Source organism: Stenotrophomonas sp. YJH_SMC_19 (genome assembly GCF_059367915.1).
Genome location: NZ_JCAFRI010000034.1, coordinates 1 through 17,398, shown reverse-complemented (window position 1 = coordinate 17,398; position 17,398 = coordinate 1). Strand labels below are relative to the sequence as shown.

The 17,398-nt window shown below is 66.5% G+C and carries 16 protein-coding genes; 10 read left to right on the top strand and 6 right to left on the bottom strand.

What is annotated here, in order from left to right:
• The first annotated feature begins 10 nt into the window (after positions 1 to 10).
• The 3 genes from xerC (at position 11) to hslU (ending at position 3,021) form a co-directional block, all read left to right on the top strand.
• Positions 11 to 907 (top strand): tyrosine recombinase XerC, encoded by an 897-nt coding sequence (xerC, locus tag AC5P5R_RS21325; RefSeq protein WP_005411094.1) that lies wholly within the window; start codon positions 11 to 13, stop codon positions 905 to 907.
• 85 nt (positions 908 to 992) lie between these two features.
• A complete protein-coding gene (hslV, locus tag AC5P5R_RS21320) occupies positions 993 to 1,544 on the top strand; it encodes an ATP-dependent protease subunit HslV (protein ID WP_005411093.1) in 552 nt (183 codons plus the stop codon).
• 103 nt (positions 1,545 to 1,647) lie between these two features.
• On the top strand, positions 1,648 to 3,021 hold the full coding sequence (gene hslU / locus AC5P5R_RS21315; RefSeq protein WP_005414521.1) for an ATP-dependent protease ATPase subunit HslU: 1,374 nt from the start codon (positions 1,648 to 1,650) through the stop codon (positions 3,019 to 3,021).
• A 96-nt stretch (positions 3,022 to 3,117) separates the two neighbouring features.
• On the opposite strand, the gene AC5P5R_RS21310 is transcribed toward hslU, so the two are convergent.
• Complete coding sequence (locus tag AC5P5R_RS21310) at positions 3,118 to 4,110, bottom strand: Gfo/Idh/MocA family protein (RefSeq protein WP_100438143.1); 993 nt, start codon at positions 4,108 to 4,110, stop codon at positions 3,118 to 3,120.
• A gap of 45 nt (positions 4,111 to 4,155) precedes the next feature.
• On the bottom strand, positions 4,156 to 4,815 hold the full coding sequence (gene smeT / locus AC5P5R_RS21305) for an efflux transporter SmeDEF transcriptional repressor SmeT (protein WP_005411090.1): 660 nt from the start codon (positions 4,813 to 4,815) through the stop codon (positions 4,156 to 4,158).
• A gap of 224 nt (positions 4,816 to 5,039) precedes the next feature.
• Here smeT and smeD point away from each other — a divergent pair, with 224 nt between their 5' ends.
• The 3 genes from smeD to smeF all read left to right on the top strand — a co-directional run bounded on the left by smeD (position 5,040) and on the right by smeF (position 10,852).
• On the top strand, positions 5,040 to 6,224 hold the full coding sequence (smeD, locus tag AC5P5R_RS21300; protein ID WP_164281715.1) for a multidrug efflux RND transporter periplasmic adaptor subunit SmeD: 1,185 nt from the start codon (positions 5,040 to 5,042) through the stop codon (positions 6,222 to 6,224).
• 12 nt (positions 6,225 to 6,236) lie between these two features.
• The gene (gene smeE / locus AC5P5R_RS21295) at positions 6,237 to 9,359 is read left to right on the top strand and encodes a multidrug efflux RND transporter permease subunit SmeE (protein WP_005411088.1); all 3,123 of its coding nucleotides are present in this window, start codon (positions 6,237 to 6,239) and stop codon (positions 9,357 to 9,359) included.
• Between the two features lie 92 nt (positions 9,360 to 9,451).
• Positions 9,452 to 10,852 carry a multidrug efflux RND transporter outer membrane subunit SmeF gene (gene smeF / locus AC5P5R_RS21290; protein ID WP_012481298.1) on the top strand — a complete coding sequence of 467 codons (1,401 nt, stop codon included), beginning with the start codon at positions 9,452 to 9,454 and terminating at the stop codon, positions 10,850 to 10,852.
• Positions 10,853 to 10,935: 83 nt separating this feature from the next.
• On the opposite strand, the gene AC5P5R_RS21285 is transcribed toward smeF, so the two are convergent.
• From AC5P5R_RS21285 to AC5P5R_RS21270, 4 genes are all read right to left on the bottom strand, one after another.
• Positions 10,936 to 11,358 (bottom strand): low affinity iron permease family protein, encoded by a 423-nt coding sequence (locus AC5P5R_RS21285; RefSeq protein WP_005411086.1) that lies wholly within the window; start codon positions 11,356 to 11,358, stop codon positions 10,936 to 10,938.
• A 67-nt stretch (positions 11,359 to 11,425) separates the two neighbouring features.
• Positions 11,426 to 11,761: a hypothetical protein gene (locus tag AC5P5R_RS21280; protein ID WP_049461452.1), complete on the bottom strand. Its 336-nt coding sequence runs from the start codon at positions 11,759 to 11,761 to the stop codon at positions 11,426 to 11,428.
• A 75-nt stretch (positions 11,762 to 11,836) separates the two neighbouring features.
• Complete coding sequence (locus AC5P5R_RS21275) at positions 11,837 to 12,097, bottom strand: hypothetical protein (RefSeq protein WP_005414515.1); 261 nt, start codon at positions 12,095 to 12,097, stop codon at positions 11,837 to 11,839.
• A gap of 198 nt (positions 12,098 to 12,295) precedes the next feature.
• Entirely contained in the window at positions 12,296 to 12,748 is a 453-nt protein-coding gene (locus AC5P5R_RS21270) for a nucleoside deaminase (RefSeq protein ID WP_005411083.1), read from the bottom strand.
• 80 nt (positions 12,749 to 12,828) lie between these two features.
• On the opposite strand from AC5P5R_RS21270, the gene ubiE reads away from it, so the two are divergent.
• The 4 genes from ubiE (at position 12,829) to AC5P5R_RS21250 (ending at position 17,271) form a co-directional block, all read left to right on the top strand.
• A complete protein-coding gene (gene ubiE, locus AC5P5R_RS21265) occupies positions 12,829 to 13,590 on the top strand; it encodes a bifunctional demethylmenaquinone methyltransferase/2-methoxy-6-polyprenyl-1,4-benzoquinol methylase UbiE (protein ID WP_005411082.1) in 762 nt (253 codons plus the stop codon).
• Between the two features lie 270 nt (positions 13,591 to 13,860).
• Entirely contained in the window at positions 13,861 to 15,789 is a 1,929-nt protein-coding gene (locus AC5P5R_RS21260; protein ID WP_164281716.1) for a M1 family metallopeptidase, read from the top strand.
• A 127-nt stretch (positions 15,790 to 15,916) separates the two neighbouring features.
• Positions 15,917 to 16,648, top strand: a complete 732-nt coding sequence (locus AC5P5R_RS21255; protein WP_005411080.1) for a hypothetical protein — start codon at positions 15,917 to 15,919, stop codon at positions 16,646 to 16,648.
• Positions 16,636 to 17,271 carry an HAD family hydrolase gene (locus tag AC5P5R_RS21250; RefSeq protein ID WP_049452255.1) on the top strand — a complete coding sequence of 212 codons (636 nt, stop codon included), beginning with the start codon at positions 16,636 to 16,638 and terminating at the stop codon, positions 17,269 to 17,271. The genes AC5P5R_RS21255 and AC5P5R_RS21250 overlap by 13 nt, the downstream gene beginning before the upstream one ends.
• Positions 17,272 to 17,398: the final 127 nt, after the last annotated feature.

The window sequence follows — 17,398 nt, the reverse complement described above, 5'->3', positions numbered from 1 at the left end:
GGACACGACGATGAGCGCGGTACAGGCCTTCCTGCAGCATCTGCAGGTAGAGCGGCGGATGTCGGCGCATACGCTCGATGCCTACCGCCGTGACCTGGACGCGCTGTCGGTCTGGGCCGAGCCGCGCGGTGTTGCGGTGGAGGCACTCGATGCCGACGCGCTGCGCCAGTTCGTCGCCGATGAGCACCGCCGTGGCCTGTCGGCCAAGAGCCTGCAGCGCCGCTTGTCCGCCTGCCGCAGCTTCTATGCCTGGCTGCTCAAGCACGGCCGCATCGAGGTCAGTCCTGCAGCAACGCTGAAGGCGCCGCGCGCGCCGCGCCGGTTGCCACAGGTCCTCGACGCCGATGAGGCCGTGCAGCTGGTCGAGCTGGAGCCGGAAGGTGAACTCGGCCGCCGTGACCGCGCGCTGCTGGAACTTTTTTATTCTTCCGGCCTGCGCCTGAGCGAAGTCTGCGCGCTGACCTGGCGCGATCTGGATTTCGACAGCGGGCTGGTCAACGTGCTGGGCAAGGGCAATCGGCAGCGCCGCGTGCCGTTCGGCCGGCCGGCGCGCGAAGCGCTGCAGGCGTGGCGCGCCGAAAGTGGCGGTGGTCCGGCCTCGCCGGTATTTCCCGGCCGCAACGGACCGATCAGCCAACGCGCGGTGCAGATCCGCATCCGCCAGCTGGCGCAGCGCCAGGGCCTGTTCAAGCACGTGCACCCGCACATGCTGCGGCACAGTTTCGCCAGCCATATCCTGGAATCATCCGGTGATCTGCGCGGCGTGCAGGAGCTGCTGGGCCATGCCGACATCGCCACCACCCAGATCTACACCCACCTGGATTTCCAGCACCTGGCCAAGGTCTACGACGCGGCGCATCCGCGCGCGAAGCGTCGAAGCAGCAGCGAGGGCAGCGGAGAAAGCTGAACGTTGCCCGTGCGGCAGCCGGTCGCGGGTGGCTTGAAGGGCGCAGGGCAGTCCCCACCTCTGGTTCTGTCACCCCGGAGGCATCATGGACCCCAGTCAGAACCCCAACGTTTTCCACGCCACCACCATCGTCTGCGTCCGTCGCGGCGAGCACGTGGCCATTGCCGGCGACGGCCAGGTCACGCTGGGCCACACCGTGATGAAGGGCAATGCGCGCAAGGTGCGCCGCCTCGGTCGTGATGGCCAGGTGCTGGCCGGCTTTGCCGGTGCCGCCGCCGATGCCTTCACCCTGTTCGAGCTGTTCGAGGCCAAGCTGGAAAAGCACGGCCAGTTGCAGCGTGCTGCGGTCGAACTGGCCAAGGATTGGCGCACCGAGCGCCGCCTCGGAAAGCTTGAAGCCCTGTTGGCCGTGGCCGACAAGGAAACCTCGCTGATCATCAGCGGCACCGGCGATGTGATCGAACCGGAGGACGGCATCATCGCCATCGGTTCCGGTGGCTCGTATGCACTGTCGGCCGCCCGTGCGCTGATGGCACACACCGAACTGGATGCGCGCACCATCGCCAGCGAAGCGATCGGCATTGCCGGCGATATCTGCATCTACACCAACCGCAACGTGGTGGTCGAGGAACTCTGAGGGTCGCGCCGGCTGCTGGCCGGCAACCTCATGATCCCCCACACGCGTGCCTGGTTGCCGGCCAGCGGCCGGCACGACCGACAACGAATTCGTGAGCACATCCATGTCGAAGATCGAAGTTTCCTCCGCCACCATGACCCCGCGCGAGATCGTGCAGGAACTGGACCGGCATATCGTGGGCCAGCACGACGCCAAGCGCGCCGTGGCCATCGCCCTGCGCAACCGCTGGCGCCGCATGCAGCTGGTGCCTGAGCTGCGCAATGAAGTGATGCCGAAGAACATCCTGATGATCGGCCCGACCGGCGTCGGCAAGACCGAGATCGCGCGTCGCCTGGCCACGCTGGCCAACGCGCCGTTCGTGAAGGTCGAAGCCACCCGCTTCACCGAAGTCGGATACGTCGGCAAGGACGTCGAGCAGATCATCCGCGACCTCGCCGATACCGCAGTGAAGCTGTACCGCGAACAGGCCAAGGTGCGCGTGCGTACCCAGGCCGAGGAACGCGCCGAAGACCGCATCCTCGATGCGCTGCTGCCGCGCCGCAGCGGTGGCATCGGCTTCGATCCGGAAGTCGCCCGCAACGAACCGTCGGCGCAGGACAACGAGACCCGCATCAAGTTCCGCAAGATGCTGCGCAACGGTGAGCTGGACGAGCGCGAGATCGAACTCGACCTGGCCGCCAATGTCAGCATGGACATCATGACCCCGCCGGGCATGGAGGAAATGGGCCAGCAGCTGAAGTCGATGTTCGCCAACCTTGGCGGCGGCGCGAAGGCACACAAGCGCACGCTGACCATCAAGGCCGCGCGTCCGCTGCTGATCGAGGAAGAGGCCGGCAAGCTGGTCAACGAAGACGATATCCGCACCGCGGCGATCGAAGCCTGCGAGCAGCACGGCATCGTCTTCATCGACGAGATCGACAAGGTCGCCAAGCGTGGCGATAACGTGGGCGGCGGCGATGTCTCCCGCGAAGGCGTGCAGCGCGACCTGCTGCCGCTGGTGGAAGGCTCCAACGTGTCCACCAAGTACGGCACGATCAAGACCGACCACATCCTTTTCATTGCATCCGGTGCGTTCCACCTGGCCAAGCCCAGCGATCTGATTCCGGAGCTGCAGGGTCGCTTCCCGATCCGCGTTGAACTGGGTGCGCTGAGCAAGGGTGATTTCGTGCGCATCCTGACCGAGCCGAAGGCCGCGCTGACCAAGCAGTACGAGGCGCTGCTGGCTACCGAGGGCGTCAAGGTCAGCTTCACCGCCGACGCCATCGAGCGCCTGGCCGAAATCGCCTTCCAGGTGAACGAGCGCCAGGAGAACATCGGTGCCCGTCGCCTGCATACGGTGCTGGAGCGCCTGCTGGATTCGCTCAGCTACGAGGCACCGGACCGCGATGGCGAAAGCCTGGCGATCGACAGCGCCTACGTCGACAAGCACCTGGGTGAGCTGGTGCAGGACCCGGACCTGAGCCGCTACATCCTGTAATGCCCGTTGGAGTCGGATCCCTCGCCCCAGCGAGGGCTCTGACCCCGCCCGCTGCAACAGAAAAGGCCGCCGCAGGGCGGCCATTTTCTTGTGCGGTCAGCGCGATTGCCGGGTGCGGTAGTCCCGCAGCACCTGGTCGATCACCGCACTGGTGCGGGCGGCGCTGATGCTGGTCGAGGGCGAACGGCCGTTGCCGCGCAGCTCGTCCACGAGGGAGACGATCAATGGCTGCTGGACCGATGGCGGGTTCGGGATGTCGAATGCCTGCATGCCCGCTTCGGTCTCCAGAACCACTGGAACGTCCTCGAAGGTGGCAAAGCGCAGCTGCCCGCGGTCGCCGGTGATCTCGACCTCATCCAGGCGCCGGAACGCGCAGAAGCTCCATTGCGCGATGCCGTGCGCCCCGCTGCCGGTACGGAAGCACATCGAGACACTGTCCTCGGCGGCGTAGGCGCCGGTCAGCGAACTGGCCAGGCCACGCACGTCGCTCAGCGGCCCCAATAGATGGTCGAGCAGGTCCAGGGTATGCGAGCCCAGATCGACGAACAGCCCGCCGCCGGCGATCGACGGATTGGTCCGCCAGAAGTCGGGCGATGCGGCATTCGCCGAATGCGGCCGATGCAGGATGGCGCGCACGCTGCGCGGCGTTCCGATCGCGCCGTTGTCCAGCAGCTGCTTCACCTGTGCGAAGCGGGGCAGGGCACGGCGGTAGTAGGCCACGAACACGGGCACGCCGCTGCGGGCGCTGGCCGCGATGATGCGCTGGCACTCGTCGTGGTCCATGGCCATCGGCTTTTCGATGTAGACCGGCTTGCCCGCGGCGATCGCCTGCAGCGCGTAATGCATGTGCGTCGAGGGCGGCGTTGCCACGTAGACCGCGTTCACTTCCGGATCGGCGATGAGTGCGTCGGCGTCCGCGTACCAGCGCGGAATCGCGTGGCGCCGCGCATAATCCTCGGCCAATCCCGCATTGCGGCGCATGACCGCTGCCACCCGTGAGCCGGGTGTGCTGGCCAGGGGGGGGCCGCTCTTCTTCTCGGTGACGCTGCCACAGCCGATGAAGCCCCACACCACGTTGTCCAGGATCACGGGGCTGTCCTCAGATGGGCGCGGCGGTGGCGGCAGCAGCGCCACTCACGCTTCGGGCAGCGGCTCGGGCACAGTGCCCGGCACGAACACGCCGTCCTTCACGTAGGCGGCCAGGGTCATGTCCAGTGCGAGCATGCCGTCGCGCTTGAGGTCCATCAGGTCCGGTTCGACCATCGCCCCGTGCAGCACGCCCAGCACGGTGGCATGCAGCATGCGCGCGGCGATCTTGGGGTCGGCGCCTTCGCGCAGCTGGCCCAGATCGCGGGCGCGGCGCAGGGCACGCTCCATCCGGTCCAGCGCATCGCGGAATCCGGCCTGCTGCATTTCGGTCAGCACCCTGGTGTCGGCCGAGGCATCGCTGCGCAGCATGATCTCCATGGTCTTGCGCAGGCGCTCGTCTTCGGACAGCTCGATGAAGGAGTGGATCATCACCGCGCGCAGGTCGTGCACGGGGGTGTCGCGCTGGTCGGTCGAGGTGCGCTCCAGTTCCTGCATGAAGGGCAGGTGCACCCGTTCGACGATCGCGGCCAGCACCTCGCTCTTGTTCTTGAAGTGCCAGTAGACCGCGCCACGGGTATAGCCGGCGCGGGCGCCGATCATCTCCAGCGTGGTACGGGCCACGCCGTGTTCATGGAAGCAGGCTTCGGCGGCGTCAAGGATGCCTTCCCGGGTTGCCTGGGTGTCCTCTTTGGTCTTGCGGGCCATGTAGGTACGAGTGCGGGTGAAACGTGGCTGAATTGTACCGGTTTACAAACAAACAAGCATGTATGTATATTTCGCTCCCATCATTCCCGTCGTGTGCGTGGCAGGCCGGTCCGGCTCCCGCTCCACCCGGGTGGGCGCTGTTCTCACGGTCTTCACCTTTACCGGTCGAAGGGTCCGCCGTATCAGCGCCGGCTGAGATCCTTTCCTTCAAGAGCCTTTCCGTCATGTTGCTGAGCCGAATCCGACCCTTTGCACTGTCGCTGGCCATCGCCGCAGCCGTGGCTGCCTGCGGCGGCCAACCCCAGACCCCCGAGCAGGGCCCGGGTGACGTCACCGTGGTCACGCTGAAGTCCGAGACCGTGGGCCTGACCCGCGAACTGCCGGGCCGTACCACCGCCTTCCTGGTCGCCGAAGTGCGCCCGCAGGTCAACGGCATCGTTGCCAAGCGCCTGTTCACCGAAGGCGGCATGGTCAAGGCCGGCGAGCCGCTCTACCAGATCGAGGACGCCAGCTATCGCGCCCAGGCCAACAGCGCCCGCGCCCAGCTGGCCCGCGCCGAAGCCACGGCCAACGCCGCGCGCCTGAGCGCCAAGCGCATCACCGAGCTGGCCAAGGTCGACGCGGTCAGCCAGCAGGACCTGGAAAACGCCGTGGCCGCGCAGAAGCAGGCCGAGGCCGATGTCGGTGCCGCCAAGGCCTCGCTGGACGCGGCCAACGTCACCCTCGGCTATGCCCGCATCACCGCGCCGATCAGCGGCCGCATCGGCAAGTCCAGCGTTACCCAGGGTGCGCTGGTCAGCGTCGGCCAGGCCAATGCACTGGCCACCGTGCAGCAGCTGGACCCGATCTACGTCGACCTGACCCAGTCCTCGGCCGAGCTGCTGCAGCTGCGCCGCGAACTTGCTGCCGGCCGCCTGCAGGACAACCAGACGCTGCCGGTCAGCATCCTGATGGAAGACGGCAGCACCTTCGAGCACAAGGGCACGCTGGAGTTCTCTGAAGTGAGCGTCGATCCAGCCACCGGCAGCTTCGGCCTGCGCGTGAAGGTGGACAACCCGGACGGCCTGCTGATGCCGGGCACCTACGTGCGCGCGGTGATCGGCGGCGGCGTGCGCAGCGATGCGGTGCTGGTACCGATGCAGGGCATCGCCCGCGATCCGAAGGGCGACACGACCGCGATGGTGGTCGGCAAGGACAACAAGGTCGAAGTGCGCCCGGTCAAGGTCAGCCGCACGGTCGGCGACAAGTGGCTGGTCGAGGACGGTCTGAAGGCCGGCGACAAGGTCATTGTCGAAGGCCTGCAGAAGATCGGCCCCGGCATGCCGGTCAAGGCCACCGAGAAGGGCGCTGCTCCGGCCAAGCCGGCAGCGGCCGCCCAGCCTGCCGCCCCGGCCGGCGACGCGAAGTAAGCGGAGAACCCCATGGCACGCTTTTTCATCGATCGACCCATCTTCGCGTGGGTGATCGCCATCATCATCATGCTCGCCGGCGGCCTGGCCCTGTTCAAGCTGCCGGTCTCGATGTACCCCAACGTCGCACCACCGGCGGTGGAAATCAGCGCCACCTACCCGGGTGCATCGGCCAAGGTGGTCGAGGACTCGGTGACGCAGATCATCGAGCAGAACATGAAGGGCCTTGATGGTCTGATCTACTTCTCCTCCAACAGCTCGTCCAACGGCCAGGCCACCATCACCCTGACCTTCGAGAGCGGCACCAACCCGGACATCGCCCAGGTGCAGGTGCAGAACAAGCTGCAGCTGGCCATGCCGCTGCTGCCGCAGGAAGTGCAGCGGCAGGGCATCAACGTGGCCAAGTCCAGCTCGGGCTTCCTGAACGTCATCGCGTTCGTGTCCGAGAACGGCAGCATGGATGCCAACGACATCGCCGACTACGTCGGTTCCAATGTCGTCGATCGCCTGAGCCGCGTGCCGGGCGTGGGCAACATCCAGGTGTTCGGTGGCAAGTACGCCATGCGCATCTGGCTGGATCCGAACAAGCTGCATACCTATGGCCTGTCGGTTGCGGAAGTGACCGCAGCGATCAAGGCACAGAACGCGCAGGTGGCCATCGGCCAGCTTGGCGGTGCACCGTCGATCAAGGGCCAGCAGCTCAACGCCACCATCAACGCGCAGTCGCGCCTGCAGACCCCGGAACAGTTCCGCAACATCATCGTGCGCGGTGCGCAGGACGGTGCCGAGCTGCGCCTGGGGGATGTCGCCCGCGTCGAGCTGGGTGCCGAGTCCTACGACTTCGTCACCCGCTACAACGGCCAGCCGGCCAGCGGCCTGGCGGTGACCCTGGCCACCGGCGCCAACGCGCTGGATACCGCTGCTGGTGTGAATGCCGCGCTGGAAGACATGAAGAGCTTCTTCCCGGCCGGGCTGAAGGCGGAGGTCCCGTACGACACCACCCCGTTCGTGCGCGTGTCGATCAAGGGCGTGGTGCAGACCCTGATCGAAGCGATCGTGCTGGTGTTCGTGGTGATGTACCTGTTCCTGCAGAACTTCCGCGCCACCCTGATCCCGACCATCGCCGTGCCGGTGGTGCTGCTGGGTACCTTCGGCGTGCTGGCCATGCTCGGCTTCTCGGTGAACATGCTGACCATGTTCGCGATGGTGCTTGCGATCGGCCTGCTGGTGGACGATGCCATCGTGGTGGTGGAGAACGTCGAGCGCATCATGTCCGAGGAAGGACTGTCGCCGCTCGAGGCGACCCGCAAGTCGATGGGCCAGATCACCGGCGCGCTGGTGGGCATCGGCCTGGTGCTGTCGGCGGTGTTCGTGCCGATGGCCTTCATGAGTGGCTCCACCGGCGTGATCTACCGCCAGTTCTCGGCCACGATCGTCTCGGCGATGGCATTGTCGGTGCTGGTCGCGATCGTGCTGACCCCGGCGCTGTGCGCGACCATGCTCAAGCCGCTGAAGAAAGGTGAGCACCACGTCGCCCACCGCGGCCTGGCCGGTCGCTTCTTCAATGGCTTCAACCGTGGATTCGACCGCACCAGCGAAAGCTACCAGCGTGGCGTGCGCGGCATCATCCATCGCCCGTGGCGCTTCATGGGCATCGTGGCGGCGCTGTTCGTGCTGATGGGCGTGTTGTTCGTGCGCCTGCCCAGCTCATTCCTGCCCAACGAAGACCAGGGCGTGTTGATGGCGCTGGTGCAGGCCCCGGTGGGTGCCACCCAGGAACGTACGCTGGAATCGATCGCGGCGCTGGAAAACCACTTCCTGCAGAACGAGAAGGATGCGGTGGACTCGGTGTTCTCGGTGCAGGGCTTCAGCTTCGCCGGCATGGGCCAGAACGCCGGCATGGCATTCGTCAAGCTGAAGGACTGGAGCGAGCGTGACGCCAACAATGGTGTGATGCCGATCACCGGACGCGCGATGGCGGCCCTGGGCCAGATCAAGGATGCCTTCATCTTCGCCTTCCCGCCGCCGGCCATCCCGGAACTGGGCACTGCCTCGGGCTATACCTTCTTCCTGAAGGACAACAGCGGCCAGGGCCACGAGGCACTGGTGGCCGCGCGCAACCAGCTGCTCGGCCTCGCCGCCGGCAGCAAGAAGCTGGCCAACGTGCGCCCGAACGGCCAGGAGGACACGCCGCAGTTCCGCATCGACATCGACGCGGCCAAGGCGACCTCGCTGGGGCTGTCAATCGACCAGATCAACGGCACGCTGGCCGCCGCGTGGGGCAGCTCGTACATCGACGACTTCGTCGATCGTGGCCGCGTCAAGCGTGTGTTCGTGCAGGCCGACCAGCCGTTCCGCATGGTGCCGGAGGACTTCGATCTCTGGTCCGTGAAGAACGACAAGGGTGAAATGGTGCCGTTCAGTGCCTTCGCTACCAAGCACTGGGATTACGGTTCGCCGCGCCTGGAACGCTACAACGGTGTGTCGGCCATGGAAATCCAGGGCGAACCGGCCCCGGGTGTCGCCTCCGGTGATGCCATGGCCGAGATCGAACAGCTGGCCAAGCAGCTGCCGGCGGGCTTCGGCATCGAATGGACGGCGATGTCGTACCAGGAGCGCCAGGCTGGCTCGCAGACGCCACTGCTGTACACGCTCTCGCTGATGATCGTATTCCTGTGCCTGGCCGCGATGTACGAAAGCTGGAGCGTGCCGACCGCAGTGCTGCTGGCGGCCCCGCTGGGCATCCTCGGCGCGGTGCTGGCCAATACCTTCAAGGGCCTGGAACGCGATATCTACTTCCAGGTGGCGATGCTGACCACGGTGGGCCTGACCAGCAAGAACGCGATCCTGATCGTGGAGTTCGCCAAGGAGAACCTGGAGAAGGGCGCAGGCCTGATCGAATCGATCATGCATGCCGTGCGCGACCGCCTGCGTCCGATCGTGATGACCTCGCTGGCCTTCGGCATGGGCGTGGTACCGCTGGCGATCTCCACCGGTGCCGGTTCCGGCGCCAAGCAGGCGATCGGCACCGGCGTGCTCGGCGGCATGATCGTCGGCACCGTGCTCGGTGTGTTCTTCGTGCCGCTGTTCTTCGTGGTGGTGCAGCGCGTGTTCAAGCGCAAATCCACGACGTGACCTGAAACGGTCATGCCGGCCTCAGGCTGGCGTTGTCGAAACGGTAGTGCCGGCCGCTGGCCGGCATGACCTCCTGCCATCCGGCAGTACCGATGGAAGTCATTCCCATGAAAAGTGCATCCCTGTTCCTTTCCATTGCCGCTGTGCTCGCGCTCGCCGGCTGCTCCACCCTGGTGCCGAAGAACACCGCTGTCGCCCCGGCGATCCCGGCGCAGTGGCCGGCCGAGGCCGCGCAGGGCGAGGTGGCCGATGTCGCCGCCGTCGGCTGGCGCGACTTCTTCACCGATGCGCGCCTGCAGCAGGTGATCGACCAGTCGCTGCAGAACAACCGCGATCTGCGCGTGGCCGTGCTCAACGTTGAGCGCGCGCGCGGCCAGTACCGTGTGCAGCGCGCTGATCGCGTGCCCGGCGTGGCCGTTACCGGCCAGATGCAGCGCCAGGGCACCGACGCCGGTGTCAACGAACAGTTCACCGCCGGTGTCGGCGTGGCCGAGTTCGAGCTGGATCTGTTCGGCCGCGTGCGCAATCTCAGTGAAGCTGCGCTGCAGCAGTACTTCGCGGTGGCCGCCAACCGCCGCAACGCGCAGTTGAGCCTGGTGGCCGAGACGGCCACCGCATGGCTGACCTACGGTGCCGATGCGCAGCGGCTGAAGATCGCCGATGCCACGCTGAAGACCTACGAGGATTCGCTGCGCCTGGCCGAGGCCCGCCACGAACGTGGTGGCAGTTCGGCGCTGGAGCTGACCCAGACCCGTACCCTGGTCGAGACCGCGCGTACGGACGCCGCACGCCTGCGTGGCCAGCTGGCCCAGGACCGCAACGCGCTGGCGCTGCTGGCCGGTGGCCAGCTGGATCCGGCGCTGCTGCCGGACAGCATCGAGCCGCAGCTGCTTGCACTGGCACCGCCGCCGGCCGGCCTGCCCAGCGACGTGCTGCTGCAGCGCCCGGACATCATGGCCGCCGAACACCAGCTGCTGGCGGCCAACGCCAATATCGGTGCGGCACGCGCGGCGTTCTTCCCGAGCATCTCGCTGACCGGCAGCATCGGCAGTGGTTCGAGCGAACTGTCCAACCTGTTCGACAGCGGTACGCGCGTGTGGAGCTTCCTGCCGAAGATCACGCTGCCGATCTTCCAGGGCGGCAAGCTGCGCGCCAACCTGGCCATCGCCAACGCGGATCGTGATATCGCTCTGGCGCAGTACGAGAAGTCGATCCAGGTGGGCTTCCGCGAAACCGCCGATGCGCTGGCGTTGAATGTCAGCCTGGACGAGCAGGTGAGTTCACAGCAGCGCCTGGTGGAAGCGGCCGAACAGGCCAACCGCCTGTCGCAGGCGCGCTACGACGCGGGCCTGGACAGCTTCGTGACCCTGCTTGATGCGCGGCGTACCGCCTACAACGCACAACAGACCCAGCTGCAGGCGCAGCTGGCGCAGCAGGCCAACCGCATCACCCTGTACAAGGTGATGGGCGGTGGCTGGCACGAGCGCAGCTGAAGGGCAGCCGGCCAGCGGCCGGCTCTACCCTGATGATCGATGGTAGTGCCGGCCGCTGGCCGGCATTGTCATTTCAGGACCTGCTACACCGCTTCATCGTCGCGCCGCGCTGCATGGCAGGCGCGAACGCGCGCGAGCGCATCGCCGGCTTCGCGCGCCATCTGCTCGTACTCGGCGCGGATCTCTTCCAGGCGCGCTTCGTCCAGTTCTTCCAGATCCAACAGTTCGTTGTTGGCTTCGGCCGTCGCCCGGATCAGCTCGTCCAGCTTGATCTGCATCGCGGCGGTGTCCGCGTTCTGCGTGTGCTGGATCAGGAACACCATCAGGAAGGTGATGATGGTGGTGCCGGTGTTGATCACCAGCTGCCAGGTGTCGTTGAAACCGAACACCGGGCCACTGATGCCCCAGATCACCACGATCGCTACTGCAGCCAGGAAGGTCCACGGCGAGCCGGTGGCGGCCGCGGCCTTCTTGGCGATCGTATTGAACAGGTTTCGTACTTTCATCGTCGTCGTCCCACTCAGGTGACGAGGATGATCGGCAGTGGCCCGTGCAGGCGCCGTGCAGCGGCGGTCAGGCGCGCATGCGCTGCAGCCGCGGTGCCTGCAGGCTGCGCACCGGACTGCTCTGGTAGACGTGCTGCCAGCAACGGTCGACGAATTCGCGGGCCTGGGCTTCACTCAGTCGCGGCATGATCTGCAGGGCGTACTGGGTCTGGAACATCTCGTCACGTTCGGCCTCGCTGGCGCGCGGCTGGGTGATCAGCGAATCGCAGGCAAACTTGATCCACGGCACGTACGAGCCGAACGAGTTCTGCGGCAGTGCGCCTTCGGCATGTTGGCGGCGCCAGTGATCCAGCTCGGCGTCAACGTTGATGACCGGAGGAATGGTGGGGACTTCAGCGTGCATGACAATCCAGTTCGGTTGAGTGGAAAGGGAGTGGGGGTTCATCGGAGTGTGGCGTATGTGGCGGTGCATGCCGCGTCAGCGCGATGTGGAGCTGGCGTTGGCATGTCCAATCAACTGCGCGTGCTCGACGGCACCGAGATCTTCGGCCAGGGTGGCCATCGCGTTGCACAGGCGCTCGTGGTCGAGCGGATGGCGACGGACCAGCTCCAGTTGCATGCGCTGGTAGGCGGTCCAGAACAACGCGCCGCGCCGGTGCAGTGCATATTGCCGCTGCAGGCGTTCGCGGATCGGGTCGAGGATCGAGTCTGGTGCAGGTCGTACGGCGTGCGCGCACATGGCTGGCTCCGCCGGGGAAAGAAGTCCCGGTAACCCCACCCTAGGCGCGGCAGCCGGGCGGGGTGTTATCGCAGCGTGTGCACGTTGCGCAGCTGACTGTGCACTGGTTCACGGCAATGGCCGCAAACGCTGCCGGCACTAGGGCGTGCCGGCACTGAAGCGTTCATTAAACGGGTTCAACAGGACACTGCGTGGTGATCATTCACCGATGTCTTCATTCCAGATCTCCGGGTGCTGCGCAATGAAGCCGCCCAGCAGGTCCACGCATTCCTGGCTGTCCAGGTCGATCACGTTGACGCCATTTTCCCGCAACCAGTCGATGCCGCCCTGGAAGGTGCGCGATTCGCCCACCACCACGGTGCCGATGTTGAACTGGCGCACCAGGCCAGAGCAGTACCAGCACGGTGCCAGGGTGGTGACCATGATCGTGTCCTGGTAACGGCGCTGGCGGCCGGCCTTGCGGAACGCATCGGTCTCGCCGTGCACCGACGGGTCGCCTTCCTGTACGCGGCGGTTGTGGCCGCAGCCAAGCAGGCGGCCGTCGTTGTGGTACAGGGCTGCGCCGATCGGCACGCCGCCCTCGGCCAGGCCCTGGCGGGCTTCGGCGATGGCGGTCTGCAGCAGGGCCTGGTAGTCGGGCGTGGTGATCATGCGGGGCTCCGGTAAGTCGTGGCCCGCCATGATACGGGCAGGGGGTGCCGCTGGCCCCCGGCGGTGCGATAATCGGGGCCATGAGCGAATCCCCCTACAAAGCCGGTACCACCCATTTCGGGTTCCGCGACGTCGCCGCCAAGGACAAGCAGAAGCTGGTCGGCCAGGTGTTCACCTCGGTCGCGCGCAACTACGACCTGATGAACGACCTGATGAGCCTGGGCGTGCACCGGGCGTGGAAGCGCTACTACGTGGCCACCGCGCAGGTGAAGCCGGGCGACCGCGTGCTCGATCTGGCGGGCGGCACCGGCGACATCGCCGCCCTGCTGAAGGAGCGCGTCGGCGCCGAGGGCTCGGTGGTGCTGGGCGACATCAACGCCGGCATGCTGTCGGTCGGCCGTGATCGCCTGACCAACCGCGGCCTGGTGCTGGGCCTGGACTACGTGCAGTGCAACGCCGAGGCCCTGCCGTTCCCGGACAACAGCTTCGACCTGGTCACCATCGCCTTCGGCCTGCGCAACGTGACCGACAAGGACGCCGGCCTGCGCGAGATGTACCGCGTGCTGAAGGTCGGGGGCCAGGCCCGCGTGCTGGAGTTCTCCGAAGTCACCGCGGACTGGTTCAAGCCGATCTACGACTTCCACTCGTTCAAGATCCTGCCGAAGCTGGGCAAGCTGTTCGCCAATGACTCGGACAGCTACCAGTACCTGGCCGAGAGCATCCGCAAGCACCCGCCGCAGGATGAACTGAAGGCGATGATGGGGCAGGCCGGGTTCGAGCGCTGCCACTACAAGAACCTGACCGGCGGCATCGTTTCGATCCACTCCGGCTACAAGCTGTAAGCCCCGCTCTGGTGGGTGCCAACCGTGGTTGGTGCTCGCCCGCTGCGGTGATCCGATCTGGTAGCTGCCGACCTTGGTCGGCACGGGCCTGCCGCATGCGTTGATGGGTCCGTGCCAACCAAGGTTGGTACCTGCCTGTAGATGCCGACATTGGTTGGCATGCGCCCGAGGCGCAGGATCGGCTTGCCTGCCATTACCCCGCACCGCGCAACGCCTGCCGGGCCGGAGGGAGGTACCATTGGGGTTTGATCCCCGTAACGGTCCCGATTCATGCGTAATCCGCTGATGCTCCTTCCGCTGGCCGTGGCCCTGGCCGCCGGCTGCTCCCAGGAGGCGGCCGCGCCCGCCGCCGCCCCGACTGCCGCAAAGGCCCCTGCCGCCCCCGTGAACGCCGAGAACCGCAGCCACGACGAAAGCTCGTACGCCGAGCCGGACAAGGTCGTCATCAAGGACATCGCGCTGGATCTGAAGCTCGACTTCGACCAGAAGCAGATTGGCGGCACCGCCACCTACACCCTGGAATGGAAGCAGAAGGACGCCAGGCAGCTGGTGCTCGACACCCGCGAGCTGACCGTGTCCAAGGTCGAGGCCGTGGCCGCCGATGGCGCGCGCAGCCCGCTGAAGTTCGAGCTGGCCGCCGCTGACAAGGTGTTCGGCAGCAAGCTGACCATCGAGGCCCCGGAACAGCCGGCCAAGGTGGAAGTGACCTACCACACCGCGCCGACCGCATCGGGCCTGCAGTGGCTGGCACCGTCGATGACCGAGGGCAAGAAGCTGCCCTTCATGTTCAGCCAGTCGCAGGCCATCCACGCCCGTTCGTGGGTGCCGCTGCAGGACACCCCGAGCGTGCGTTTCACCTACAGCGCGCACGTGGTCTCGCGCCCGGACGTGATGGTGCTGATGAGCGCCGACAACGATCCGAAGGCGGCGCGTGACGGTGACTACACCTTCAAGATGCCGCAGCCGATTCCGTCCTACCTGCTGGCCATCGCGGCCGGCGACCTGGTGTTCGAGCCGATCTCCGGCCGCTCCGGCGTCTGGGCCGAGCCGACCATGGTCAACAAGGCCGCCAAGGAATTCGAAGACACCGAGAAGATGATCGGTGCCGCCGAGAAGCTGTACGGCGAATACCGCTGGGGCCGCTACGACATGCTGGTGCTGCCGCCGTCGTTCCCGTTCGGCGGCATGGAAAACCCGCGCCTGACCTTCGCCACCCCGACCGTGATCGTCGGCGACAAGTCGCTGGTCTCGCTGGTCGCCCACGAACTGGCGCACAGCTGGTCGGGCAACCTGGTGACCAACGCCAGCTGGAAGGACATCTGGCTCAACGAAGGCTTCACCACCTACGTCCAGGGCCGCATCACCGAAGCCCTGTACGGCAAGGAGATGGCCGAGATGGAGAAGCAGATCGACCAGACCGACCTGCTGGCCGAAGTGAAGGACATGAGCCCGGCCGACCAGGCACTGGCGCTGCCGCCGCTGAACGAGCGTGATCCCGACGAAGCGCTCAGCCAGATCGCCTACGTCAAGGGTTCGTGGTTCCTGGAGTTCCTGGAACAGCGCTTCGGCCGCGAGACCTTCGATCCGTTCCTGCGGGGCTGGTTCGATGACCACGCCTTCCAGAGCGCGAACACCGACCAGTTCGTCGAGTACCTGAAGAAGAACCTGCTGCCGAAGAATCCGTCGGCCGTGACCGAGGCCGAACTGAAGGCATGGCTGGACGAGCCGGGCATCCCGGCGTTCGCAGCCAAGGCGCAGTCGCGCAACTTCAGCAGCGTCGATACCGCGCGCATCGCATTCGCCAGCGCCGGTACCGTGCCCAGCAGCCAGGTCATCGCCGACTGGAGCACCCAGGAATGGGTGCGCTTCATCGACGGCCTCGGTGCGACCCAGCCGCTGGACAAGCTGGCCACGCTGGACAAGGCCTTCCACTTCACCGGCACCCCCAATGGCGAGATCGCCATGCGCTGGTACCCGCTGGCGATCCGCAGCGGCTACGAGCAGGCCAATGAAGGGGCGGCTGCATTCATCGAGCGCGTCGGCCGTCGCAAGCTGATCCTGCCGATCTACGCCGAACTGGTGAAGACCCCGAAGGGTCTGGAACTGGCCAAGCAGGCCTTCGAAAAGGCCAAGCCGGGCTACCACCCGATCACCACCGCCTCGGTCCAGGACATGCTGGCCAAGGCTGAAGCCAAGTAAGCGGTAGTGCCGGCCGCTGGCCGGCAACCGGTCACTGCTTCACCGCCAACGGCGGGGAAACCCGCCGTTGGTGTATCCGCTTTTCGCTGCCGATAGAATCGGGATGCACTCGCATAGGACCTCCGCCATGAAACGACTGATCCTGCTCACCGCCTGCACCCTGGCCCTGGCCGCCTGCAGCAACCCGGAAGAGGAACGCAAGGCGCAGGAAGCCGCTGCGGCCGCCGCGCAGGCGCAGAAGGAGGCCAAGGCCGAAGACGTGGCCAAGCAGTACGACATGGCCGTGGCCGCGCAGGACTGGGAACGCGCGCGCCTGCATGGTGCCTCGCTGCTGGACCAGTACAAGGACACCGCCGCCGCCGAGCGCATAGCCGCAGGCTTCGACGAGGTCAAGGCCAAGGGCGACGCCGCGCGCGACCTGCGCCGCATGCAGGGGCTATGGCAGTACAACCAGATTCCGGTGGGCAGCAAGGGCAACCAGGTCTCGGCGCAGATCTACAGCAAGGAACGGGTGGACGTGGATGGCAGCGGCGCCAAACCGGTGCAGCTGGTGTTCCGCGATCATCCGGAGTGGAAGCGGCATGCCTACCTGGTGCTGCAGGCCGGTGATTTCCGTTGCCCGCAATGCACGGTGAAAGTGACCGTGGATGACGGCAAGCCGGTACCAATGGCGGCCTGGCGCCCGAAGACCGATGAAGCCATCGCCCTGTTCATCACCGATCAGAAGGCACTGTGGAAGCTGGCGCGCAAGGGCAAGTCGATCAGCATCGAGTTCCCGGTCAAGGCCGGTGGCACGCGCACGGCCGTGTTCGAAACCGGCGGTGTCGACGCCAGCCGCATGCCGCAATGGTGGCAGTGAGGGTTGCGACGGGCAGCGCAGTGCACGCGTTGTCCGCGATCCGGCACTGGGTGTTCGACATGGACGGCACGCTGACGGTGGCCGTGCATGACTTCGCCGCGATCCGCCGCGCGCTGGAGATCGCCGCGGAGGAAGACATCCTCGACCATATCGCGGCATTGCCCGACGCACCGGCGCAGGCCAAGCGCGCGTGGCTGCTGGATCACGAGCGCGCCCTGGCCGAGGACGCGCTGCCAGCGCCGGGGGCGGTGAAGCTGCTGCGCGCGCTGGCGGCGGCGGGTTGCCGACTGGGCATCCTGACCCGCAACGACCATGCGCTGGCGAAGCTGACGCTGGAGGCGATCGGGGTCGGGGCGTTGTTCGACGACGCCGACATCATCGGCCGCGATGAAGCGGTGCCCAAGCCCTCGCCGGATGGCCTGCAGCAGCATCTTCGTCGCTGGGGCATCGGGGCTGCGCACGCGGTGATGGTCGGTGACCACGCCTACGACCTGGAGTGCGGGCGCGCCGCGGGCACCCACACCGTGCTGGTCAATCTGCCGGAGAACCCGTGGCCCGGCAGCGCCGACTGGCATTTCGCCGATTGCCGCGCCTTGCTGGCGGCCTGGCAGCAGAAGGGGTAGTGCCGGCCGCTGGCCGGCAGTGTCGACCAAGGTCGACACCTACCAGAACACCCGTGGCCAGGCTGGCGGCCTGGCAGAAGGGGTAGTGCCGGCCGCTGGCCGGCAGTGTCGACCAAGGTCGACACCT